Annotated in this window: 22 protein-coding genes and 2 pseudogenes; 15 read left to right on the top strand and 9 right to left on the bottom strand. The window is 70.8% G+C overall.

Annotated features, from left to right (window positions below):
- Nucleotides 1-52 precede the first annotated feature (52 nt).
- The 3 genes from IE242_RS36365 to IE242_RS36355 all read right to left on the bottom strand — a co-directional run bounded on the left by IE242_RS36365 (nt 53) and on the right by IE242_RS36355 (nt 2,657).
- The gene (locus tag IE242_RS36365) at nt 53-1,081 is read right to left on the bottom strand and encodes a recombinase family protein (RefSeq protein WP_229859962.1); all 1,029 of its coding nucleotides are present in this window, start codon (nt 1,079-1,081) and stop codon (nt 53-55) included.
- 112 nt (nt 1,082-1,193) lie between these two features.
- On the bottom strand, nt 1,194-2,090 hold the full coding sequence (locus IE242_RS36360; RefSeq protein WP_189867179.1) for an SCO6745 family protein: 897 nt from the start codon (nt 2,088-2,090) through the stop codon (nt 1,194-1,196).
- A gap of 33 nt (nt 2,091-2,123) precedes the next feature.
- Complete coding sequence (locus IE242_RS36355) at nt 2,124-2,657, bottom strand: YbhB/YbcL family Raf kinase inhibitor-like protein (RefSeq protein WP_189867177.1); 534 nt, start codon at nt 2,655-2,657, stop codon at nt 2,124-2,126.
- Between the two features lie 98 nt (nt 2,658-2,755).
- Here IE242_RS36355 and IE242_RS36350 point away from each other — a divergent pair, with 98 nt between their 5' ends.
- Complete coding sequence (locus IE242_RS36350; RefSeq protein ID WP_189867175.1) at nt 2,756-3,448, top strand: GntR family transcriptional regulator; 693 nt, start codon at nt 2,756-2,758, stop codon at nt 3,446-3,448.
- Between the two features lie 2 nt (nt 3,449-3,450).
- Here the strand turns inward: IE242_RS36350 and IE242_RS36345 are convergent, their stop codons facing one another.
- Nucleotides 3,451-4,665, bottom strand: coding sequence for a Tn3 family transposase (locus IE242_RS36345; RefSeq protein WP_229859963.1), 1,215 nt, complete (start codon nt 4,663-4,665; stop codon nt 3,451-3,453).
- Nucleotides 4,666-4,902: 237 nt separating this feature from the next.
- Nucleotides 4,903-5,094: a hypothetical protein gene (locus tag IE242_RS36340; RefSeq protein WP_189867174.1), complete on the bottom strand. Its 192-nt coding sequence runs from the start codon at nt 5,092-5,094 to the stop codon at nt 4,903-4,905.
- 290 nt (nt 5,095-5,384) lie between these two features.
- Here IE242_RS36340 and tap point away from each other — a divergent pair, with 290 nt between their 5' ends.
- The 3 genes from tap (at nt 5,385) to IE242_RS36325 (ending at nt 8,642) form a co-directional block, all read left to right on the top strand.
- Nucleotides 5,385-7,511: a telomere-associated protein Tap gene (gene tap / locus IE242_RS36335; RefSeq protein ID WP_189867172.1), complete on the top strand. Its 2,127-nt coding sequence runs from the start codon at nt 5,385-5,387 to the stop codon at nt 7,509-7,511.
- 4 nt (nt 7,512-7,515) lie between these two features.
- The gene (gene tpg, locus IE242_RS36330) at nt 7,516-8,073 is read left to right on the top strand and encodes a telomere-protecting terminal protein Tpg (RefSeq protein WP_189867170.1); all 558 of its coding nucleotides are present in this window, start codon (nt 7,516-7,518) and stop codon (nt 8,071-8,073) included.
- 188 nt (nt 8,074-8,261) lie between these two features.
- On the top strand, nt 8,262-8,642 hold the full coding sequence (locus IE242_RS36325) for a hypothetical protein (RefSeq protein ID WP_229859957.1): 381 nt from the start codon (nt 8,262-8,264) through the stop codon (nt 8,640-8,642).
- Between the two features lie 783 nt (nt 8,643-9,425).
- Here the strand turns inward: IE242_RS36325 and IE242_RS36320 are convergent.
- Complete coding sequence (locus IE242_RS36320; RefSeq protein WP_189867166.1) at nt 9,426-9,992, bottom strand: hypothetical protein; 567 nt, start codon at nt 9,990-9,992, stop codon at nt 9,426-9,428.
- A complete protein-coding gene (locus IE242_RS36315) occupies nt 9,989-10,576 on the bottom strand; it encodes a helix-turn-helix domain-containing protein (protein WP_189867164.1) in 588 nt (195 codons plus the stop codon). Before IE242_RS36315 ends, IE242_RS36320 begins: the two co-directional genes overlap by 4 nt.
- On the opposite strand from IE242_RS36315, the gene IE242_RS36310 reads away from it, so the two are divergent.
- The 7 genes and pseudogenes from IE242_RS36310 to IE242_RS36280 all read left to right on the top strand — a co-directional run bounded on the left by IE242_RS36310 (nt 10,567) and on the right by IE242_RS36280 (nt 15,972).
- Nucleotides 10,567-10,764, top strand: a complete 198-nt coding sequence (locus IE242_RS36310) for a hypothetical protein (RefSeq protein WP_189867162.1) — start codon at nt 10,567-10,569, stop codon at nt 10,762-10,764. The two genes, IE242_RS36315 and IE242_RS36310, sit on opposite strands and share 10 nt — an antisense overlap.
- Before the next feature lie 103 nt (nt 10,765-10,867).
- Entirely contained in the window at nt 10,868-11,452 is a 585-nt protein-coding gene (locus IE242_RS36305; RefSeq protein WP_189867196.1) for a hypothetical protein, read from the top strand.
- A gap of 58 nt (nt 11,453-11,510) precedes the next feature.
- A complete protein-coding gene (locus IE242_RS36300; RefSeq protein ID WP_229859955.1) occupies nt 11,511-12,242 on the top strand; it encodes a hypothetical protein in 732 nt (243 codons plus the stop codon).
- A gap of 215 nt (nt 12,243-12,457) precedes the next feature.
- Nucleotides 12,458-12,655 carry a hypothetical protein gene (locus IE242_RS36295; protein WP_189867160.1) on the top strand — a complete coding sequence of 66 codons (198 nt, stop codon included), beginning with the start codon at nt 12,458-12,460 and terminating at the stop codon, nt 12,653-12,655.
- An 844-nt stretch (nt 12,656-13,499) separates the two neighbouring features.
- Nucleotides 13,500-13,928, top strand: a complete 429-nt coding sequence (locus IE242_RS36290) for a hypothetical protein (protein ID WP_189867158.1) — start codon at nt 13,500-13,502, stop codon at nt 13,926-13,928.
- 110 nt (nt 13,929-14,038) lie between these two features.
- Nucleotides 14,039-15,619, top strand: a complete 1,581-nt coding sequence (locus IE242_RS36285; RefSeq protein WP_373299685.1) for a replication-relaxation family protein — start codon at nt 14,039-14,041, stop codon at nt 15,617-15,619.
- Nucleotides 15,620-15,672: 53 nt separating this feature from the next.
- Nucleotides 15,673-15,972, top strand: a pseudogene (locus IE242_RS36280) (hypothetical protein).
- Between the two features lie 292 nt (nt 15,973-16,264).
- Here the strand turns inward: IE242_RS36280 and IE242_RS36275 are convergent.
- A pseudogene (locus tag IE242_RS36275) lies at nt 16,265-16,872 on the bottom strand (PP2C family protein-serine/threonine phosphatase).
- A 660-nt stretch (nt 16,873-17,532) separates the two neighbouring features.
- Between IE242_RS36275 and IE242_RS36270 the strand changes: the two are divergent.
- The 4 genes from IE242_RS36270 to IE242_RS36255 all read left to right on the top strand — a co-directional run bounded on the left by IE242_RS36270 (nt 17,533) and on the right by IE242_RS36255 (nt 20,723).
- Nucleotides 17,533-19,644 (top strand): ATP-binding protein, encoded by a 2,112-nt coding sequence (locus IE242_RS36270; RefSeq protein WP_229859950.1) that lies wholly within the window; start codon nt 17,533-17,535, stop codon nt 19,642-19,644.
- Nucleotides 19,645-19,816: 172 nt separating this feature from the next.
- Nucleotides 19,817-19,957 (top strand): hypothetical protein, encoded by a 141-nt coding sequence (locus IE242_RS36265; protein WP_189867152.1) that lies wholly within the window; start codon nt 19,817-19,819, stop codon nt 19,955-19,957.
- Entirely contained in the window at nt 19,938-20,180 is a 243-nt protein-coding gene (locus tag IE242_RS36260; protein WP_189867150.1) for a DUF6087 family protein, read from the top strand. Before IE242_RS36265 ends, IE242_RS36260 begins: the two co-directional genes overlap by 20 nt.
- A 171-nt stretch (nt 20,181-20,351) precedes the next feature.
- Nucleotides 20,352-20,723: a hypothetical protein gene (locus IE242_RS36255; RefSeq protein WP_189867148.1), complete on the top strand. Its 372-nt coding sequence runs from the start codon at nt 20,352-20,354 to the stop codon at nt 20,721-20,723.
- A gap of 158 nt (nt 20,724-20,881) precedes the next feature.
- Here the strand turns inward: IE242_RS36255 and IE242_RS36250 are convergent, their stop codons facing one another.
- Nucleotides 20,882-21,895 carry an ATP-dependent DNA ligase gene (locus IE242_RS36250; protein ID WP_229859948.1) on the bottom strand — a complete coding sequence of 338 codons (1,014 nt, stop codon included), beginning with the start codon at nt 21,893-21,895 and terminating at the stop codon, nt 20,882-20,884.
- Nucleotides 21,896-21,961: the final 66 nt, after the last annotated feature.

Below are 21,961 nucleotides of genomic sequence, written 5' to 3'. Positions count from 1 at the left end.
GGCGAATCTCCAGGTGAGTGACGTCGTACGACGCCCTGTTCGAGGCCAGAGGTTAAAGAACAAGCTCAGGGGTAGCGGGGCGAGGTCCGGGGACTTCGCCGACCTGGAGGGCGGTGAAGTCGGCGTGGGCCTGTTCGACGGCTTCGGGGTACGCCTCGCGCTTGGCGTGCTCGGCCAGCGCCCGATAGATGCTCGCCACCGAGGGGTTCTGGCCCTTGCGTTTGCCGGTGGGGATGATCAGGTCGGGCTGGATCTGCTCGACGGACTCGCCGCCCGCGCGGCGCCGGAGCACGGTGTGGAGCATGTCGTCGGTGATGACCGGGGGCCGGCCGCCGTGCTTGCCCTTGCGTGCCGCAGTGTCGATCCCTTCCAGGGTCGACTCGCGGATGTTTTCCCGCTCGGTCTCCGCCATCGCCGCGAAGAATGCGAACAGCAGCTTCCCCGGGCCGGTGGGGTCGTAGATGCCGGGCAGGGGCCCGGCGAGCATTTCCAGGGCCAGGCCGTGGGCGGTGAGGTGGTCAGCGAGGGCGGTGAGTTCGGCGGCGTCGCGGCCGAGCCGCTTCATCTCGTACACGGTGAAGATGACCCGGCAGTGCGGGGCGTGCGCCTTGACCTCCCGCGCGGTTCGCAGCGCCTCCTCGAACCGGGGCCGGACCCGCACCCGGGTGCTGATCTTCTCGCTGAAGATCTTGTCCCTCGGGATGCCGTGGTTGCTGAGCGCGTCGAGCTGGGAGTCGAGTTCCTGCCTGAGGGTCGAGCACCGCGCGTAGCCGATGCGGATGTCCGCGCTCGGCAGGTCCGGGTCGGTCGGCGCTGGCGGCGGGGTGCCCGGCCGCCACGGCCGTCCCGGTCCGCGGTCGGCCGGGGTGGGCACCCGCAGCGCCTTCTTCAGCCGGGGCACCTTCGTGAAGCGGCGGGTGTGGTAGGCGGAGGCGATGGCGCCGCCGCGCGAGCGGCACGGTGAGCCGGGCTGGGCGTCGCACTTCGGACAGGCGTGCTGTTCGACGTCGTCCGCGTCCGCCCGGTCGGCCGGGGAAGACCGCTGGGGGTCGTCATGGGCCCGGATTTCCGCACAATGCAAGTCTCAGAAGGGGGCCCGTCCCGCTTTTGAGTGAGAACAGGTTCTGCGAACGAATCCGGGGTCGGCGGAGGTCTGGCGGCCCGTTTCTGATCTTGCTCGCGCAAAGGACCGTTTATGCGAGGTCAGGCTGTCCGCGAACGGCCTGAAACGTCCCTGCTGCGGTGAACGCGTTGGCGATCGGCGCGATGAGCGAGGCGAAGCGGCGGGCGCCTGCGTTGCCGATCGGTGCCCACAGCGCGGCGCAGTGCTCGTCTGTCTCCACTTCAATGCGCTCGCGTGCCGCACTGCCGGCGTCGGTGACCACGCCGTGGGAGTCGAGCCAGCCGCGCGCGACGAGGCGTGCCGTCGCCGCGCTCCACTCCTCGTCGTCCCACCGGCGGGTCGCTCGCGCCAGAGCTGTCGGGAGGCGGCCGGTCGCGGCGTGCAGAACGAGACAGTCGCACGGCCCGAGGCCGTTGTCGGCGAGTACGACGAGATGGGCGTCGCCGCGCCACTCGCGCGCCACCGTGATCTGCTGCCAGAGTGCGACGAGAGGATCGGAGGGAAGCACGACCGAGGCGTTCGCGGCGGCCAGCACCTTGCCGGCGTAGTCGGCACCGGCGACGACCGGGTCGATCAGCGAGCGCGCCTCGGCAAGGTGGTCATCCGTGAGATGTACGTCGACGCGCCGCATCGCCCGGCCGGCGGCCAGGAAGCGGGCGGCCTGCCACCGCTCCGGCGGCGCGGCGTCCCATACGCCCGCCATGGCCCGCACGGCCCGCGGGCTGAAGTTGTAAAAGGCCGCGAGCGTGACCTGCCACGGAACCGCGCCCATCGCGGCCGACCGGAAGGCCAGATACGCCGGCCCGCGGTCGGCCACGCCGAGCTCGGCCGCCTCCTCGGCTGTCTCGGGGGCAAGATAGATGAACAGGTGGGCGGCGCTGACGGCGCGGCTGACGTCGCGGACTGCGTTCAGGTCCATCGGGCCGCCGCCGGTACGGGCGGAGTCGGGAAGGGCGTCGAGGTGCATGGCGGTGGTGTCTCCGGGAGTCGGGCGGCGCTGTCAGGCGGGTGTTTCGGCAGTGGCGATCAACACCGCGCGTCCGAGGGTGTGACCGGCCATGGTGAAGCCGAGTACGGCCGGTGTGGCGTCGGCCGGGACGCCTGTCGAGGGGATGTCGAGGGCGTGCACCACGACGAAGTAACGGTGCGGGCCGTGTCCGGCCGGCGGGGCGGCGCCGATGTAGCGGGCCACGCGGGCGTCGTTGGGCAACTGATAGGCGCCCTCGGGCAGATGTGAGCCGGTGTCGTCGCCGGCGCCCTCGGGCAGCTCGGTGACCGTGGCGGGGATGTCGGCGACCGCCCAGTGCCAGAACCCGGACCCGGTGGGGGCGTCGGGGTCGTAGACGGTGACGGCATAGCACTTGGTGCCGTCCGGGGCGCCGCTCCAGGACAGCTGCGGGGATGTGTCCTTGCCGCCGGGCAGGCCGGAGGAGTGCTGCTCGGGCGGCCACGCGGCGCCGTCGGTGACGGTGGTGCTGGTGACGGTGAACGAGGCCACCTGGGGGAGGCGGGCGAAGGGGTCGTTGGCAGGCACAGCGGTCGTTCCTTTCCGGACGAGGGCGCCCTCATGGGCTACTGAATCGACAGTAACATAGATAATCGATTATCCAATGGATCGTCTAGGATGGGCTCATGACTGAGAAGGCGCACTCCTCGACCCCGCCGGGGAAGCAGATGCTTTCCGAGCAGGTCTACGCACACCTGCGGGACGCGATCATGCGCGGGGACTACTCCCTTGGAGCCCCGCTCAAGCCGCAGGATCTTGCCAGGGAGCAGGGCGTGAGCCTGGCCGTGGTGCGCGAGGCGCTCGTGCGAGTGGTCGGCGAGGGGCTCGCCGACCGGCTACCCAACCGCGGTTTCGCAGTCCCGTCCTTCTCCGACCGCCGCTGGCAGGAGATCGCGGAAGCCCGCCGGACCGTCGAACCGGTCGTCCTGCGCATGTCCATCGAGCGCGGCGACGTCGACTGGGAGGCCCGCGTGCGGGCCGCCCACCATCGTCTGGTGCGCACTCCGGCATACGCGCCGGAGGAGAGCGAGTACTACACCGGCGCCTGGGCCGAGGCTCACCGGGCCTTCCACCGCACGTTGCTGGAGGGGTGTGGCAACCGCGCGCTGCTGGAGACCTTCGACCGGTTGTGGACCGCGAGTGAGCTGGCCCGCCGTTGGTCGGCGCACCGCAATCCCGACCGGGACGGCGCCAAGGAACACCGCATGCTGGAGGAGGCGGTTCTGGCCCGTGACGCCGACACCGCAGCCGCGGTCCTGGTCCAGCACCTCACCTTGACCGCGGCTGCTCTGACCGACGATTCAGGCCAGGCCACCTAGGCTTACGCCACAACAGTGAGGTCGAGGTGGGAATTCATGTCCAGCTCGAACCGGCCGTAGGGGTTCACGTGGGTCCAGAACAGAGGGGACAGGGCCCGTCGGTCGGCGTCGGTGAGCCGCTTCTGCCACTTCTCCTCGCTCAGGATGTCCTGGAGGAGCAGGGTGTTGACGTGCACCAGCGCGGACTGGAGCAGGTGCAGGGCGAGCATCGAGATTTCCTGGGACTCCTTGTCGGAGCCGGTCAGGTCGCCGTCCTTGCCGTGGAAGAGGTCGTGGTTGGCGGAGTTCCAGTTCTCAACGACCTGGAGGCCGTCGTTGATCTCGCGCCGCAGGTCGGCGTCGGCGAGGTAGTCGCAGATGAACGCCGTACGCACCGCCCGCCCGAGTTCCTCGCTTGCCCGGTAGGTGGGGTGCTTGGGCCCGCCGCGGGTGAAGCGCCGCAGGACCTGCTCGGCTTCGGCGGTGCCCAGGCGCAGGGCGGTGGTGTACTTCACGATCTGGTCGTACTGCTGGCGGATCAGGTCCCAGTCGATCGTCTTGGTGGACAGTACCGGCGCCAGGTTCGGCCACTTCTCGTCCTGTCCGGCTGTCGGCCGGTACAGGCGTGCTGAGCCGACGTTCTTCAGCCTGGGCAGCAGGTCGAAGCCGAGCATGTGGGCGAAGGCGAACCCGACGATAGAGGCGCCGTGCGTGTCGGTGTACTGCCGGTCGATCTCCACGTCCGTGCAGTGCCGCAGCACGCCCTCGATCATCGCGGCGACCTCGGAGGCCGAGCAGGACTTGAGCTGGCTGTAGACGCACAGCGACTTCTTCTCGACGTGCCAGTAGATCATCACCCCGGGCCCGCGGTACCGCTGGTGCCACTCGGTCATGAAGTTGCTGGACCAGGAGCCGAACTTCTTGGAATCGCTCGCGCACGCGGTGCCCTCGCCCCACCACGCCGCATCGCGGGCGGCGAAGGTGGCGTTGACCAGCCGCACCAGCGCCGCGCGCCGGTTGGTCCGGTTGACGAACAGGTGCCGTACCCGGCGCAGGACGGCCTCGCTCTCGCCGTGCTTGCCGGTGACCGCGACCCGCTTGATGCCCATGTTCGTGCCCAGCGCGAACAGCACCAGCAGCAGCCGGCGTCGAAGCACCGCCTTCGGGACCGCCTCCCTGGTGGCGACCGAGGTGAACTCGCCGGTGAAGCCGGTGGCGAACTCGGCCTCCTTGAGGATGTCGTTCAGGTCGATGGTGCCCCAGCGGCGTTCGATCTCCGCCTTCAGCGCGACGAGGATCGTAGGCTCCTCCTGCTTGCCCAGCGGCGAGACGGTAGGCGTAGCTCATGTAGTCGGTGCGGCGCCGCTGATGAAAGGCCCAGTACGCCCGCTGCGCCGTGGTGTTCCACTGGTCGATGGGCACCGCCTTGGGCGCGCCGACCGCTCCGCCGGTCTCCTCCGCCCACGTCTCGCCGCTCACCGGACCTCCTGCGGCGCCTCGGCGGAGTCGGCCGGTTGAGCGGACGGGGCGCGGGTGCCGGTCAGGCCGGTGATGCCGATCCGGACACCGGCCGTAAGCAGCCGGCGGCAGATCCGGACGGCGTCCGGGCCGAACACCCGGAGAGCAAGCGCGATCTCAAACGACCACGCGGCAGCGGTCTGCTGCACGGGGTCCTCCCCTGTACGTGTTGCTGACGTTGAAGATGCCGTCCCCACCCCATTGGCACCAGAGGCACCATGCGCCTCCACAGTAGAAGCGTTCGCGGCGGCCGGAATGTGCACTCTCGCCCGGAAAAAAATCACGGTCCGTATCGATTAAGTAGCGTCTAGTTCAATCTTCGACCAGTCCCCACCTGCACCGACGCCGCTGGTCAACCGCAAGAAACTACCGACAGGGTTAAATAATGAGGTTAAATATGAGGGCAAGTGCTGCTAGTGTTTGGGGTGGAGGTAGAGAGATGGCAACCGAGGAAGAGCTTTTCGCGTCGGTCGACGCACTGCTGGAGGAGGAGCCGGAGCTCCCGCCGCCGGCGGAGCGTGCCCGGCTTCGTGAGGCCGCCGGTATCACCCAGGCCCGCCTCGCAGTCGCGCTGAAGACGTCGACGCAGAGCATCAAGAACTGGGAGAACGGCCGCTCCGAGCCGAAGTCGCCGCGCCTGGAGGCGTACCAGCGGCTGCTGAACGGCTGGGCAGCGAAGTACCCCGCGCCCGGCGCCGCTGCGCCCGCCCCGACCACCGCGGCGCCACAGTCGGAGGTGTCGGCCACGTTCACCGGCCCGGCCGCTCCCGTTGCGGAGACCGCCGCGCCGGTGGAGGCCCCCGCCGCTCCTGCCGCCCCCGGGCTCCCTACCCGTCCGGCCGCGCGCCCGGCGGCATCGTCGCGGCGTCCGGCGGCGAAGAAGGCCGCGAAGCCCCCCGTTGACCCGCGGTTCCCGCACGGCCCGCTCGCCGTGCTGGACGGCGACGGCTCCGCGTACGGCGTCGACGGAATTGTGCTCGACTGCCCGGTGACCACGGTGGTGGAGCTGGTGGAGTGGACGCTGCGCAAGTCCGGGCTCGGTGCGCCGAAACTCAACCGTCACGGCAAGGACTCCGACCCGCTGATCGTGCTCACCGCGGCGGCCGCGGTGAAGCTCGGCCTGCCGGAGCGCCTGGAGGGCCACGAGCAGCGCCGCTCCCTGCGCCTGCCCGACGACCACCCGGTCGTCAAGCAGATCACGAAGGCGAAGTGGCAGCTCACGCAGCGCGGGTTCGGCCCGTGGGCCCGGATCTACCGCAAGGCCCAGGGCCGCGAGCGGCAGTGCGTGCAGCTCGCCATCCTGTCGTGGGACGCCCTCGATGAACGGTCCTGGCCCGGCGTGACGGAGATGGAGCCGGCCGACATCGCACGCGCCCTCGGCATCTACGCCCAGCGCGTCATCACCCCCCGCGGGTCGACGGCCGTCTCGGGCCTGGAGCTGATGACGGCGCTGCGCCCGCCGACGAAACCGGAACGCGACCCGGCCACCGGCAACTGGATCTCCGGCTACAACCCCGGCTCGCTGGGGACGCAGCCGATGGAGCCGGCACCGCCGGAGGCCACCCCGGAGCACCCGGTCGTGGTGAACTCCGGCTGGAAGGGCGGGTTCCTCAACGAGGAGGCCTACCAGTGGGTGCGCGACGTGAACCTGCTCACCGATGAGGAGTGCACGCTGCCCTTCGCGGTCGGCCTGGACCTGAACACGGCGTTCCTCGCATCCACGGCCCGCCTGGTCGTCGGCCTGTCCGGCCCCGAGCACTTCGTGAACCCGCCGTTCAACCCCAAGGTGCCCGGCTCCTGGCTGGTCGACCTGTCCCACATCGAACTGGACCCGCGCCTGCCCAGCCCGTTCACGCCGACCGGCGAGCGCCCGACGGGGCCGGCCTGGTACCAGACGCACACCGTCGCCTACGCCCAGCAGCTCGGCTACAACGTCCAGCCCCTCGAGGCATACCTGCGCCGGGAGACCGGCGCGTATCTGGACCCGTGGCACGACCGGCTGAAGGCGGCGTACGTCGACACGCTCGCCGACCTCGGTGTCACCGCGGACCTGCCGGACGCGGAGTTCCTGGCGGCGATGGAGCGGCACAAGCAGGTCGATCCGGCCCTGGCCGCGGTCCTGGCCGCCGTCAAGGCCACCATCAAGGGCGGCGTGGGCAAGCTGCGCGAGCGTCCCCAGGGCCGCCACTACAAAGAGGGCGAGCGGTGGCCGGCCCTGGAGCGGCCGACCTGGCGCCCCGACATCCGCGCCGCCGTCATCTCCAAGGCCCGGGTCAACATGCACCGCAAGCTGCTGAACATGGCGAAGCTGACGGGCCTGTACCCGCTCGCCGTGCTGTCCGACTGCGTCGTCTACCCCAGCCCCGGCGCCAGCCCGCTGGACTTCCTCCCCTACGCGGCGTCCGGCAAGCCGCAGCCGGGCGCCTTCCGCCTCGGGCCCACGCCGGGCCTGGCGAAGCTGGAGGGCGTCCAGTCGATGCTGTGGGCGGTCGACCTGATGGAGAAGGGCCTGAACCCGGCCCGCTACATCAAGGGCGGCGACGCCGTCCTGGACGAAGGGGAGTAGGACCGTGGGGGAGATCGACGACGCGATCGAGCGCGCCGACCGGGAAGCCTTCACCCGCCAGCCACCGAAGAGCCTCAAGGGCCAGATCGGCTACCTGCTCAAGCAGCTGGGCAGCGCCAGGGCCGTCGCGCAGGAGATCGGGGTCACCGCCGACTCCGTCAACCGCTACCGGCGGGGCGCCCGCAAGCACGCCCGCGCCGACGTCGCCGCGAAGATCGACGACGCGGTACGGCAGCGGTGGCAGCCGCTGGTGCGCAAGCGCCGGCAGCGCCAGGCCGCCACCACGGGCGGAATCACGGTGGAGACCCGCGCCCGGTTCGGGTACACCGCGCCGGTCGGCACGACCGACGACGGAAGGTTCCGGCGGCTCACCGTGCACCTCCCCCCGGAGTACGCGCAGCGCCTGTTCGACGCCCGCGACGCCGGGGCCAGCGACCAGCAGATGCGCGGAATCATCGCCGATGGATTCAAAGAGGTGTATTTCCAGGACGGCGGAGGCCGCGCCATGGGGCTCTCGGACGTGGCCATCAACGACATTGACTACCTCGATCTGGATTTCTGATCAGGCACGCACTCCCCAACTTGAGATACGGCTCTTGAGCCAAAGCACTATAGATGTCACAAGGGCAGGCTTGTTGTCACAAAGAACGGCAGCTTCCGCCCGTCGTTCGCAGGCGGTGTAGCCGTAGAGGGCCCCGCCTGGGACACTGCAGCACCTGACAAGGGGAGCAGATGGTCTACACAGAACCCATGGCTCGAGCCGTCGTCGAACCGGCCGTACGCGAACTGATGCACCAGTGCGCTGACGGCCAGGAGCCCTCCACGACAGTTACTTTCCGCGGAGACGGCTTCAATATGTGCGCCCACATCCGAGCCCGTATCGCGGTACCCGGACAGATCAAGGTCTCCCTGGCCTGCTGGGTCGTCAACATGGACACAGCCCGCTACTTCGGCAGCACCCCACCGAGTGAGGACGAAGCGCGTCTGCCCCCGGAGGGCATAGCCACACCGGACGAGTCACTCACCAGCCGCGTGATCGGCCACCTGGCCACCCGTATGAACGCTCTCGATACCCCTCAACCCGACGATGACGGGCATCTCGTAATCACCGTCCCCCTCGCCTCCCGATAGCAGCCGATCAGAGACGGCTGCGCTCGGTGACAACAATCCCGCTGTCCGCGTCACTGGTGCCAAGTAGCCTGCCGATTCGGTGACAACTGCGGTGCTTTGCCGCCTCATAGGCACAGTTGGTTACCCCTACCGATGACAAGTAGCGTGCTTCGGCTCAGCTCTACGGCGGAGCGCAATGGGCGCAACAAAGGGCAGCCGCTGCCGCGAACGCTCCCAGACTCTGCGCCGCCGCGGGCTGCTGCCCGGCGGCCCCGTCCCACTGCTCCCGGCCCCGCGCAAGGAGTGCCTGGACCTCCCTGGCGACGCGGAGATTGTGAGTCTTACAGCCCGAACACCCAGGTAGAGGGGTGAACCGAAGGCGTGTGAGCTGTGAGGACAGCCGTCGGCGAAGGCCTGCATCTGCTGCACGGCGCTGCTCCTGGTCGTGCTGCTCGACATGGCGTGCAGCGGGTTGCTGCACGGTGGGTGATGGCCGTCATCGGTGGGGTGCTGCTTGCGTTATTCGTGGTGGTCGTCGGGTGGCAGCAAGGTGGTGTTGCCGAGGGCAGCGCAGCATTTGCATGGGCCAGGCGCCGCACGGTTGCTGCTCGTGCAGCAGGCCCCCGGCCTCGATGCAGCGCGCCCCCGCTGGTCCGGGGTAGCAGCAGCGTCGTGGACCGGCTGCAGCGCTGCATAACATCGCAGATCTGCGATGTTCCGGGGGTGATCTATGCACGGCTGCTGCATGGATCGGTCACGGCCCCCGCAGCAGCGGCTTGTCCGGGCGGAGCAGAACGAACCAGCTCACCCGGTGCCACTGTTTCGGGCACGAGAACGGCGTCGCACCCGAAGGTGCGACGCCGTCTCGGTGAGGCCGCTGGCGATCAGTGGACGCGCTTGAGGCGGGGGGGGCTTGTTGATGGACGTGACGTTGCCCTTGGCCTTGGCTTCGGCCTTGCGGGCCTTCTCGTCCAGGTGGAGCTGGAAGCGACGCTCGTACTCGTCTTCGAAGTCGCCGGCGTCCAGGCGCATGTTCCGGGGGAGTGCCTTGACCGCTCGCTGCTGTTCGCGGGGGTCGTTGAAGGCGGCGATCATCGGGTGGAGCTGGAAGCGGCCGCGGCGGACCACGGTGACGAGCCGGGCGGCGACCAGGTGTGGCATGGCGCGGCTGATCATGCCGCGTTCCATCGCGAGGCCGGCCGCGAGTTCGTCGTGCGTGGCGACGACCAGGCCGCCGGGCTCCTGCTCGGTCATCATGTGTAGCAGCAGCGTGTAGGCGGTGGGAGGAAGCCGCGGTACGTACGCGAGACCGTTGAAGCTGCCCCACAGCACGTTGCGGCGCGGAACCCATTCCTCGGCAGCGGACGTCATGACGTGGCCTTCCCTTCCCCATCCGACTCCTTGCGCACTTCCAGTTTCGCGCCGGGAGCGGCCATCGCCCGGAACGCTTCGGGCGCGTCCGGGTCCTCCATGATCTCGCGCAACAGGTCCAGCTGCTCCACCCTGTCGCTCATACCCGCCTTGGAGCGCTTCTTCTCGCCCTTCCGCGGCTCCCTGAGCCCGCCCCTGAGCGACGCGGCAGGGTTGAGCTGGTACAGGCCCCGCTGGACCCTGCGCAGCGCGCCGTCGGCCTCCAGGACGTTGAAGACGCGGCTGATGTGAGGCCGGCTGTACCCGAGATGCTCGGCGACGTCCTCGTGCTTGACCTCGATCAGCCCGCCAGGCTTCTGCGAGCCCATCAGGTGGAACAGCACCACGAGCACGAACCGGTCACTGTCGTAGCGAACGGCGGCCCAGCGCATGAACTCCAGGCTGTCCATGGAGAACGCCTCGCCGATGAACCCCGTGCTGGAGCCGACCGGGAAGACCTGGGCGGCATGGCCGGCGGGCAGCTCGATGGTGGAGCCGGAGGACCGGCTGTAGGCGGTGGGACCCCGCGACGTGGATGACCTCACCGCAGAACCTGGCCCGCCTCGCCGCGCTCACCCGCGCAGCCGAGGCCCGCGGCCGTACGGTCGAAGAGCAGGCGGACCAGGCGAAACACGCGCACCCGGCGAAGCAGGCTCCGGCCGCCGACGCGGGCAGTCAGCAGCACCACACGGCGCAGCCCGACCAGGGCAGGGGAGCCAGCCCCGAGCGGTGAGGGATGCCAACCGGCCAGCAGGTGGCCGATCTGTGACTTCACCCGCGAGGCCCGGCGGCCCGGACTGAGAATCGGGGCGTTGGCACCCGGCACGGGAGGAACCTTGACCGACCCGCACGAACCCCTGGAACCGCTGGAGAGATACCCCGACGAACCGCCCCCGCCCCGCCAGCGCAGCGACGTGAACCTGGTGGGCCTGCTCAGCATGGCCGACGACCTCGCCAAGACCGTGTCGGCGCTTCTCATCCGGGCGAGGTCCTCGGGCTCGGAAGTCCAGATCATGCCCCGGGAGATGATCCAGAAGAATCTGGAAAAGCACGCTGAGGAAGTCCTGGGGAAGGTCGTCTACCTCCAGCGCCACGCCCACGCCGCACTGCTCGGGCGCTGCGTCCTCGGTGCGGACTCCAAGGAGGACTGCTCCACCGAGGGCGCCAACCTCCAGCTCAACGTCTGGGACGACACCACGCGCCGGGAGGTCGTCGAAGACGGCACCACCGGCTGCGTCGCCCACACCGTCGAAGCCGCCCGCCGGGCCATGGCCGACCCCGCCAGCCGCAAGATCCTGCTCGTCTTCGTCCGCGACGACGAAGGCACCGCCGTCTCCCGCGCCCTCGGCTTGGGACCGGACGACACCGAGCAGTTCCTTAACCGCGGCCTGACCCTGCGCCCCGAACACCGCGCTGGCTGACCTCACCGTTCCCCGCGGCCGCGCCCCGGCCGCCAGGCACCCGCATTGGAGCGCCACGTTGCCCTACGAGGCCCGCGATCTGAACCTGACCGATCCGACGAAGGGCTACCTGAACTTCGTCCTCTACACCGAGCCCCAGCGCGGCGCCGTCACGTCGTCGCTGAACGCCGTACTGGACATCGAGGCGCAGCAGACCGTGACACCTCACTTCCAGGAGTGGCTGGGGAGACTGGTGCGCTGCAAGCCGAACGCGATGCACTGCACCCTCGTAGAACCGAAGAACATCCCGGCCCTGTTCCACCCGTGCGTTGCGGAGGACAAGGACAGTCCCTCAGCCATCGACGGATCGGGCTGCCTGTGCCGCCGGACCTTCTACGACCCCGAGTTCGGGCTGCCCGTCGTGGGCGAGCACTTCAAGCACGCGGGCACCGGCGGCACGGACCAGTGGAGCTACACGACGTACGCCCCGCTCGAACTACGCCCTAACGACACGTTCAGCCGCTTCTACACCGGCCGCGGTCTGTTCTGGGCCCGGACGGACAAGGGCGTCCTCTCGCTCCTTCCGCAGAGGAACGCCCTGGGGTACGAGATCGGCTACAACGGCGGCGGCCCGCACGCCCTGGCCGCCTACCTGACCCAGGTCGCCACCACCGACGGGCAGCACACGGCCGTCGGCGCCCCGTTCCAGGACGCCCATCCGGCGGTCCTCGCGTGGACGCAGAGCAAGGCGGCGGACCGTGGCACGAACGAGCTGGCCCTCAGCGACCTCCAGGCCATGATGGCGAGCTGACCTCCAACCGCTGACCGCGCCGACGCCCACGGACCTGATGCCCGTGGCGTCAGCGCGTTCGGATCCTCGTGGGCCCCAGAGCTCTGCCCGTCTCCCGGGACGACGGGTGAAGTCGCCGGAGCGCCTGCCGGGACGTGGGCCGCGCGAGCGCCCCCGCAGGCGACGGAGACAGCGAAGGTGCAGGGGAGCGAACCCACCGAAGCACGGAGACCCCGATGATCCATCCGACTCCCCCGCACCTCTCACCGGAGCAGCTCGAGCGCCTGGAGCAGCTTGCCGACGCGTCGCGGCTGCGGGCGGCGCTGTACCCGTCGCCGAAGCCGTCGCCCGTCCGGCGCCGCTCCCGCTCACGGCAGTACCCCGGCGGCCGGCCGAACCCGTGGCGCACCGCACGGGGCCGCCGCCGGGGATGAGTGACCACGGTGGACTCCACCGCGCGCCCTGTGCGTGGACCGCTGGGCGGGTGGGAGTGGAGTCCGCCCAGCGAGTGGAGACCACGGTGGAGCGCATCGGGTGGACTCCATTCCAGTGCGCACCATCCGGTGGGGGAGTGCAGGATATCCCGGCATCCGGCGCGCGGTGCGGTTCATCGCGCGCCGGTGCGGTGACGGTGCGGTGCATCCGGCGCGCCGGCCGACGATGCACCGCGCTCCCGCCGACCGCACCGGCGCACCGCACGGGAGTGGCCGCCACTCCGCACGTTCCACCCAATGCGTATACAAAGGGTGACGGCGCATCGGGCGCGGTGCACTTGATGCACCTTCCTTGACCAGGTGTGCCGCCGGATTCCACCCAGCCCATCGGGTGGAAAGCAACCCTAGTCCAGCTACGAGTTTCCGCGTAATCTTCGACGTTTTCCCTTGACAGCGTCCGCTACCTCTTCGGGGGCGGCACGCATCGGGCCCCCGATGCACCGTGGCGGAGGGGAGATCTCTCCCTCCCACCGCACCGTGCGCCGTCACCGTCCGTAGGGGCGGTGCGTGGCGCGGACGATGTCGTGCATCGCCGCATCGGGGTGCGCTCCACCGGGTGGAAGTGCACGACATCGTCCGCATCGAGTGGAGAGTGGAGGCCATCGCGCTACGCACCAGGTGCGGGTGGAGTCCACTCGGTGCGCTCCACCGGGTGGGGAGTGCGTTCCATCGCGCGCAACTCAACGCACCGCGCGCGCTGGTCCGCACCCGCGCGCCACCGCCTGGGACATCCGGTGCGCGTGGCGCGCGCCGCCCGCCGCACGTCGGCCTCTACGATCCGCGCGTGGGACAGACCCCGGCACAGAAGGCCGCCAAGGCGGCACGTGGGCAGCAGCCGAAGAAGCGGCCCGGCAAGGCGCAGCGCGAGGCGATCAAGCGGGCGCAGGCGGCGAAGAAGAAGGCGGGCGCCGGGAAGCCGGCCGCGAAGAAGACGGCGGCGAAGAAGGCGGTGCCGCTGCCGCGCGGCTCGGTGCGGGCCGCGTGCCCGGGCACCTGCCGGGCCTGCTTCAAGGACTACGCCAAGGGCGAGGTCATCACGAAGGTGACCGACGGCTGGGGACACCCCGGCTGCGTGCCCCGGCAGCTGTCGGCAGCCGAGCGCGAGTTCGCCCGGAACAAGGCCCGGATCGAGAGCGGCGAGACGTTCCGCGGCCAGAAGCCCTCGGACTGGCGGCGCGGAGCCTCGCCGTCCGGTACCCGGCCCGCCCGCTGAGCTCCAGCCGGGCGGTGTGGCGTCGGCCACGGACAAACCCACACGACATGAGGGTGGTCAAGGAGAAACCGGACACCCGTTGCCGCTGATCGTCAGACAGCGGACAAGGGGTGATTCCTCACGGTGGCCCCGGCCCGTGCGCACATCCGCGTGCGGGCCGGACGACTGCCGACCCGGCACACAGGCCGGGGGAATCCGAGGACACCGTGCCCGCCGACCACACACCCCGCCCCACCCAAGACCTCCGTACCGTGCCCGGCCCCGCGCCCGCGGACGGCCTGGACCAGGCCCCGCAGACCCCATCCACGGGCCCCTCCATCACCCCCTCCACGACCACTTCGCCCGCCCGGCGCGTATCCGCAGGTCAGCCCCGGAAGTCAAAGCCCCGCGATGCGTTCGACAACCCTCCTAGGACGACACAGGTCTGGAAGCCGACCGGAGTGCGACGCAAGGAAGTGCTGAGGGCTCTGGGAATCTTCCAGCGGGCTACTGCCGATCAGCTCTGGCGGATGTTGCGCCCCACAGACCGGCACGACCGGTGCACCAGGGACACCCTGAACGCGTTGAAGGACTCGGGCCTGGTCCGGGTGGAGACGCGACTGGAGTCGGGCCACCAGCTGTGGGTGCTCACCGAGCAGGGCCACAAGGAAGCCAAGCTGCTGCTGCCGAAGACGGTGCGGATCTCCGCGCTGCGCAAGCTCCGGCTCGACGCCGAGGGCCGGCCGGTGAAGGACGACGGCTACGACGAACACGCCGCCGCCGTCATGACGACCGCGGCCGTGCTCACCGGTGCCGGGTACGGCACGCCGCTGTCCTGGCAGACCGAGATCGCCCACAAGCTCCCGTACGGCTACACCCAGTACGCCGACCTGACGATGCGCGCCCCGGATGCCGGAGTGCCGGCGATGCTGCTGGAGGTCGACCGCGTCACCGAGCCCGTCGACGACCTGGTGGACAAGCTGCGCCGCTACACCGACTGGTTCGAGCTCCTGGCGCCGAAGGCCGACGCGAACCAGGAGAAGGCGGCCCGGCGGCAGGGTGCTGCGGTGCACGACTTCCGGCTGTGGTCGCGGATCTACCCGGCGACGGGCCGCGAGGGGTACGTGCCGGTGGCGTTCGTGTTCACCGGGGCGACCGCCGCGCAGCGCGAGAGCCGGATGCGGCGTCTGGAGCAGGCCGCCCGCGCCTACTTCGCGGGCACCCCGCACCGGGGAGAGAGCTACACGGCGGTCGACTACCACCAGGCGGTGCCCGTGGTCGTCACCGAGCTGGAGCGCATCACCGCCGACCCGGCCGGGGCCGCGGGGAAGGTGTGGCGCAGGCTCGGGCGCGATGATTGGCAGACCCTGTCCGAGGCCCTGGACAACCCCGACGGCGAGCGGCTGTACAAGGTCCAGCTTCGGGAGGCCCGTCGGCGTCAGGCGGAGCGCGAGGCCGCTCACCGGGAAGCGCAGCGGCCGGTGTGCACGGAGTGCGGCACGAAGTTCACCGACGAACGCTGGCAGGAGACGACGCAGTCCTCGTGGCCCGGCGAGTGGGACCGGCTGTGCGGGCCGTGCGCGAAGGAGGCCGCCGACCGTGCGAAGGCTGCGCGCGCCGCGCGCCGCCAGGCGGAGGAAGCCGAACGCGCGGCGGCCGAAGCGCCGGCGGTGAAGCCCCGCGGCCGGTTCGGCATCAGGCGCCGCCGGTAGCCAGCGGGCTCGGAGGCCGGGGTGGTTGTCGGTGTAGCTGCGAGGCTGGTCGGATGAACGCCGATGACGAGCAGCTGCTGCGCGGCCGGGTGTACGGCCGCGACCACGACGATCCCCACCCCGGCCCGCTGCCGCACTAGACGTACGCCGCGCTGGTCGGCGGCCCGCTGGACGGCCTGCTGCTCGACATCACGGGCTGGCGGCCGGAAGAGATAGACGACGGCGTCGCGCTGATGACCGAGCTGGGGCGGTGGCCCGGCGGCCGGGCGCTGTACGACCCGCGCCCCGGCGAACCCCGGGCACAGGGGCCCGGCGTCGCGTGCCGCTTCTACTACTCCGGCGACACACCCTGACCGCTGCTGACCATGCGCTCCGGGCCCGGTCCTCTCGTCAAAGGACCGGGCCCGGAATCCGTGTCCGTTCGTCAGCGGGCGCTGCGGTCGAGCAAGGGGCCGCGTTTCCAGAAGAAGCCCAGACCGCCGACGGTTCGTGTCCGCTTCCGGATGCCGGATGCGGAGTGCCGGGACGCACACCGCGCCCTCCGCCATCGGCCTGCCCTCGGTCAAAACCTGTTCTGGAAGCCCTGTACATACAAGGTGCGGCCAGTGACTGCCGTGGTGTTGGGTCGTGACAGTCCATATGGAGCTACGCGCGGGTGATGGGGGCTGGTTGGGTCAGGAGCAGGGTGAGGTCGTCGGCCGTGGTGGTGTGAGCGGTGTGCCGGTGGAGCAGGTCGAGAAGTTGATCGAGGGCTTGGTCCAGATCGGGTGTCCACATGGCGGCCCGGGCGCGGGCGTCGAGGGGGAAGAAGGCGCCGTGGCTGTTGCGGGCTTCGGTGAGGCCGTCGGTGTGGAGCAGCAGGCGCTGGTCCGGGCGGAGGGGGATGCGTTGGAGGCGGGGGGCGGGGCCCAGGCCGAGGGGCGGGGAGGGGCGGGACGGGGTGAGCGGGTCCAGGCGGGATCGGGTGATGCGCACCGGTGGGGGTGCCCGCAGTTGGCCAGGCGGACCTCGCTGGGGTGGAAGTCCGTTATGAGGAGGGTGATGTAGTCCTCCAGGCCCAGGTGGGGGCGGATGCGGGCGTCGAGGGTGCGGGCCAGGCGGAGGGGGTCGGGTTCGGTGGCGGCGATGGGGCGGGCGGCGGCCAGGAGCGCGGCGGCGAGCGGGGCGGCGGTGGGGCCGTGGCCCTTGACGTCGCCGATGAGCAGGCGCGGGCCGGTGGGGGTGAGGAGGGCGTCGTACAGGTCGCCGCCCATCTGGCCGGGGCCGACGGCGGAGCGGGTGCGCACGGCCAGCGCGAGAGCGGCCGGGGTGTGGGGGGCCAGCAGCAGTCGGCCGCGGTCCGCGTGCACCGTGCCTCCTCGTCGGCGGGAGGCCCCTCCTCACCGGGGGAGTCTGGCGGGCACTTTTCCGCACGGGGTGGGCGTTCCGTGGCTGGTTCGGGTGAAGAGCCCCGAGCAGTGCCGTCGTTGTGCTAGCGCCGGGAGGCAGGAACAGGAGGGACGGCACACGGGCCCGCATCGGGCAGGGAGGCTTGCTCTCGATCGCGTACGGGTGGCGCCGCAACCGCTTCCGCTTCGTCCCGCGGGCAAGCTCTGTCGCCGCCGAGGTCGGACCAATGCATAAGGTGTGCCGGGTCCTTCGCCGGCATCCGCGGCAGGCTCTGCCGGCCGTATCGGTCGTGCGGCGGCATGGCGCGGAGTGCTGCGCCGCCGCGTACCCGGGCGTGGGCGGCCAAGGCCGCCCCGCGTAGCGGAGGCAGTCCTTCTCATTCTTGTCCTGTCGGTGCGCGGGTGCGGGGTTTTCGCCTATTCAGCCTGCTCCGCCGTGCCTTCCGGCCAGGCTGGGTGCCCTGGGCCAGCAGGGCCCACTGCCTGAGGTGGGAGCCGGAGCAAAGGTGGAGGGAGGCGGCCGGGGTGGAGTTCTTCCGGGCGGACTGGCCGGCGGGGGAGGTGCCGGTGGAGACGACCAGTTTCGTGGGCCGCCGGGCCGAGCTGATAGAGATCGGCTGCACCCTGGAGGAGGCCCGGCTGGTGACGCTGACCGGGGTGGGCGGGGTGGGCAAGACCCGGCTGGCGCTGCGCGCCGCGGCCGGGCTGCGCGCCGCCTTCCCCGACGGCGTCCATCTGGTGGAGCTCTCCCCGGTGCCCCGGGCCGAGCACCACGACACCAACCTGCTCGCCCTGACGGTCATGGAGGCGCTGCGGCTGGAGGACCAGACCACCCGCCCGGCGCTCGAGGTGGTGAGCGAGTGGCTGGCCGACAAGCATCTGCTGCTCCTCCTGGACTGCTGCGAACACCTCACCGTTCCCTGCGCCCACCTGGCCGGGGAATTGCTGACCGCGGCGCCCGGGCTGCGCATCCTGGCCACCAGCCGCCAGCCCCTGGGCAGCCCGGCCGAACGCGTACTGGCGGTGCCTCCGCTGCCGCTGCCCGGGCCGGACCACGCGGGCGGCATCGGAGACCGGGACGGCGCGGTCGCGCTGTTCCTCCACCGGACCGTTGACCTCATGCCCGGGCTGGCCGCCGACGATGCTGGCCGCAAGACTGTGACGGACGTCTGCGCCCGCCTGGAGGGCATCCCGCTGGCCATCGAGCTGGCTGCGGCCCGGCTGCCCGAACTGACCCCGCACCAACTCCTCGAACGCCTGCAGGCCCGCTTCGAGGTGCTCACCGCCGACGAGGACGGCGGGGGCGAGCCGCGGCATCAGGCACTGCGCACCACCATCGGCTGGAGCCATGAGCTGTGCGCCCCGCTGGAGCGGCTGTTGTGGGCGAGGCTGTCGGTCTTCGCCGGCGGCTTCGACCGGGACGCGGCCCAGGATGTGTGCGCCGGCGGCCCGCTGGCGGCCGCGGACGTGCCCCGGCTGCTGGACGGCTTGGCCGCCAGGTCGCTGCTGCGGCGGCAGACAGCAGGAGCCGGTGTGGCGCGTTACACGATGCTGGACACGGTGCGCGAGTTCGGCGCACAGTGGCTGGCCGGACTCGGCGAGGACCAAGCCACCGCCCGCCGCCACTGCGCTCACTTTCTGGCCTTCGCCCGGCAGGCCGATGCCGCCTGGGTCGGCCCGGACCAGTCGGCCTGGTACCAGCGCACGGCCACCGACCACGCCAACTTCCGTGCCGCCCTGGACCGCTGCCTGACCCGGGGCGACGGACACACCGCGCTGGAACTGGGCGCCTCCTTGTGGTTCTTCTGGCTCGCCTGCGGGTTCCTCCGGGAGGGCCGCCACTACCTGGACCGGGCCCTGGCCCGCTTCCCGGAGCCGAGCCCGGTCCGCAGCAAGGCGGTATGGGCCTGCGGCGCGACCGCCCTCGCGCAGGGCGACACCGACGCCGTCCTCCGGCTGGGAAAGGAATTCCGGGCCACCGCCGAAGCAACCGCCGACCCGGCCATGCTGATCGCCGCCGCCCACCTCACCGCCACACGCCTGGTGCTGTGCGGAGAAAACGCGCAGGCCGCCACGGTGTTCGACGCGACACCGTACGCCCAAGACCACGGCCGTGCATACATCGGGGCACGCTTCCTGGCCTGGCCGGTCCGCGCCTTCGCCCACGTAGCGCTGGGGGAGTTCGCGGCCGCCGCCGCGGTGGCCGACGCACTGCGCGCGGAGTGCGTCCAGCGCGGCGACCGGTGGGCCCGGGCCTGGGCCGACTACGTCCGGGCGCTGGCGGCCCTCGCACTCGGCCACCCCAACGAGGCGGCCACCCACGCCCGCGCGGCCCTGGAGGGCAAGGCCCTGCTCCACGACAGCACAGGCATGGCCACGGCCCTGGACCTGCTGGCCTCGGTCGCGGCCGCCGACGGCCGCGGAGAACAGGCGGCCCGGCTGCTCGGCATCGCCCAGCGCCTGTGGAACAGCGTGGGCCGAAACCAACTGGGCATCCCCGCACTCGTGGCCGCCCGCCGGGCTTCCGAGAGACAGGCCCGCGACGCCGGCGGCGACGCCGTGTACGAGACGGCCTACCGCAAGGGCCTGGAGGGCAGCATCAACGACGGCCTCGCCTACGCCCTGCACGCGACCTGAGCGGGGACGTGCCAGTCGGCTGACGGTGAGCCCGATCCACAGGAGTGTCTGCGCAACGAGCGAGTAGTCACCTGATGCAGCGGACAGCCACAACCGGCCGGATGGCCAAGGTGCGGCACGGACGCAGAAACCGGCTCTTGGCGGGTCTTCAAAGGTGCCGGACACTGCCGATATGGGGCGTGAGGACGCCGACAAGAACGGAGCGCTGACCGAGGAGGAACGCCAGAACCTCGGTCAGCTGCCCATCGAGGACCCCGACGACGACCAGGACGAGGAAGACGGCGAGGGCGAGGATGAGCAGGACGGGCGATGAGCAGTTCGGGCGGAGACTGCTTGAGCGCACCTACCAGCCCGGCCGGATGCGCGCCATCACCCTCGTCCCCGGCCCGCCCCGCGCCGCCCACCGCGATCCCCACGCGCCCCGCGCGGTGCTGCGCTGGGACGGTGAGCGCTGGAAGCTCGTGGCCGTCGTCGCCGATCTCGCCGCCGCCCAGGCCCGCATGCGTTCCGACCACCCCGGTCCCGAACCCTGGTAGCGGCACCAGGCCCCCGCGCACGCGCGTGCCGATCAGGCGGGTGCGCGGCACGGGTCAGTCACCGAAGCGGGGAACGGCGTCGGGGGAGAGGTCGGGGCGGGCTGCTGGTACCGGGTAGGTATTCGAAGTGCGCGGTATTCGCCTGTCACGGGTGTCTGATAGATCGTTGCTGTGACGTTCTTGGTGGTTGTCGAGGGTGACGCGGGCGGATGGTGCATCGATCGGGACGCGCTGACTGCAGCCATCTGCGCTCGGTGGTCTGAGGTCGAGATCGACTCGACGCACAGCAGCGCAGCACGCAGTCTCGTGTGGGAGTTCGAGACGGAGATCGGCCCGGGTGAGGCGTATCTGCACGAGGACGGCACCTGCTTGTACATGGATGTCTGGCAGGAGGACGCGATCTGGTTGGCGACCGTGTTCCGCGAGCTGACGCCCGCCAACCTTGACCTGGTGTTCTGCGATGAGGGCTACACCTTCGACGTTCGCTTTGTGGCCGGGACTGCCGAGGCCGACCTTACGGAGCTGGTCGCGGCTGCAGAATGAACGGCCTTCGACCCGCCCCGTGATGTCCCTGGTCATGTAGGAGGTAGGCGTTCCAGTCGCGCGTGCCCCGGCAGGTCGACTCGCTCCTGCATGTGTTGCATCCAGTGCAACATCGTGGCGTTGCATTGCTGGCTTGGGAACGCCCCAGCTCGCAAGGGCTAGGGCTGCTCGTGCAGATTGCCGTCAGCGGGTGGTTCGTCCCCTTCGCCGAACTTCGGCACTTGTATCGGATGCAACTCCGCTCGAATGCGGTGCCAGCGCGCGGGGTGGCGCCAGCGGCCGGCGCTGTCCCGGGCGACGTCGACGTCGACCTCCACGACCAGGTCGGGCCGTACCAGGGTTGCGTTGAGGGTCTCGTTCGTTCCCCAGCCAGCGGAGAAGGTCCAGCCAGCCCACGGGTGTGTGCCGGTGGCCGGGGCCAGGAGTTCGGCGAGGGCACGGCCGGCCGCCTGGGACAGGTTGGTGCTGCGGCCGGTGTACTGCAGGCGCCCGCTGGTGTCGAAGCGGCCCAGCAGCAGCGTCCTGGGCGCGGCCAGCCGGCCGGTGATTGCACCGACGATCGCGTCGTGTGTCTCAAGCACCTTGTACTTGCGCCACCTGCGCACCGCTGGCTCGTAACGGCCCTCCAGCCGTTTAAAGACGATGCCTTCCATGCCGACCGCCGTCCAGGTCAGCCACTCGCGGACGGTCGCCGGGTCGGTGGTCGACGGACACAGCGCCCACGGCGCCGCCAGCTCGTGTTCGGTGAACAGATCCTCCAGGGCGGCGCGGCGCCGCCGGTAGGGCCACCGGGTGGTGTCCGTACCCGCGAGGCGCAGCAGGTCGAAGGCGACGAAGTGGGCGGGCCACTCAGCGGCGAGCCGGGCCGCCTGGGCCCTGCGCCGCTGCAGCCGTTTCTGCAGTCGCTCGAATGCCAGCCGTCCGGCCTCCCACACCACGATCTCGCCGTCCAGCGCCGTCGCGTCCGGCAACTGCCCGCTGCCGGACCGGATGTCCGGGAACATCGGCGCCAGGTCCGTGCCCCGCCGCGAGCGCAGCACGATCCGTCCGGCCTCCACCGAGACAAGGGCCCGCCAGCCGTCCCACTTCGGTTCGCCGGCCCACCCCGGCGGCAAGGCCGGATCGGCGACAGGAGCGGCGAGCATGGGTTCTGGCAACGTCCAGGTGGTCACGGCCCATGCCTTCCACCCGGGCCGCCCGCCAGCGGAGTGATCCGGGGCAGTGGCCGACGCCGCGGC

This window comes from Streptomyces poonensis, from assembly GCF_014650915.1.
GTDB lineage: Bacteria > Actinomycetota > Actinomycetes > Streptomycetales > Streptomycetaceae > Streptomyces > Streptomyces poonensis.
The sequence above is the reverse complement of the archived record's forward strand: the minus strand, read 5'-3'. Positions and strand labels throughout refer to the sequence as shown.

What these genes read in the sequence shown, in the direction of transcription:
- IE242_RS36360 (WP_189867179.1), bottom strand. Translation starts at nt 2,090, where the DNA reads ATGCACCTCGACGCCCTTCCCGACTCCGCCCGTACCGGCGGCGGCCCG.
- IE242_RS36350 (WP_189867175.1), top strand. Translation starts at nt 2,756, where the DNA reads ATGACTGAGAAGGCGCACTCCTCGACCCCGCCGGGGAAGCAGATGCTT.
- tap (WP_189867172.1), top strand. Translation starts at nt 5,385, where the DNA reads ATGGCAACCGAGGAAGAGCTTTTCGCGTCGGTCGACGCACTGCTGGAG.
- IE242_RS36325 (WP_229859957.1), top strand. Translation starts at nt 8,262, where the DNA reads ATGGCTCGAGCCGTCGTCGAACCGGCCGTACGCGAACTGATGCACCAG.
- IE242_RS36320 (WP_189867166.1), bottom strand. Translation starts at nt 9,992, where the DNA reads ATGACGTCCGCTGCCGAGGAATGGGTTCCGCGCCGCAACGTGCTGTGG.
- IE242_RS36310 (WP_189867162.1), top strand. Translation starts at nt 10,567, where the DNA reads ATGACCTCACCGCAGAACCTGGCCCGCCTCGCCGCGCTCACCCGCGCA.
- IE242_RS36295 (WP_189867160.1), top strand. Translation starts at nt 12,458, where the DNA reads ATGATCCATCCGACTCCCCCGCACCTCTCACCGGAGCAGCTCGAGCGC.
- IE242_RS36265 (WP_189867152.1), top strand. Translation starts at nt 19,817, where the DNA reads ATGGGGCGTGAGGACGCCGACAAGAACGGAGCGCTGACCGAGGAGGAA.
- IE242_RS36260 (WP_189867150.1), top strand. Translation starts at nt 19,938, where the DNA reads ATGAGCAGGACGGGCGATGAGCAGTTCGGGCGGAGACTGCTTGAGCGC.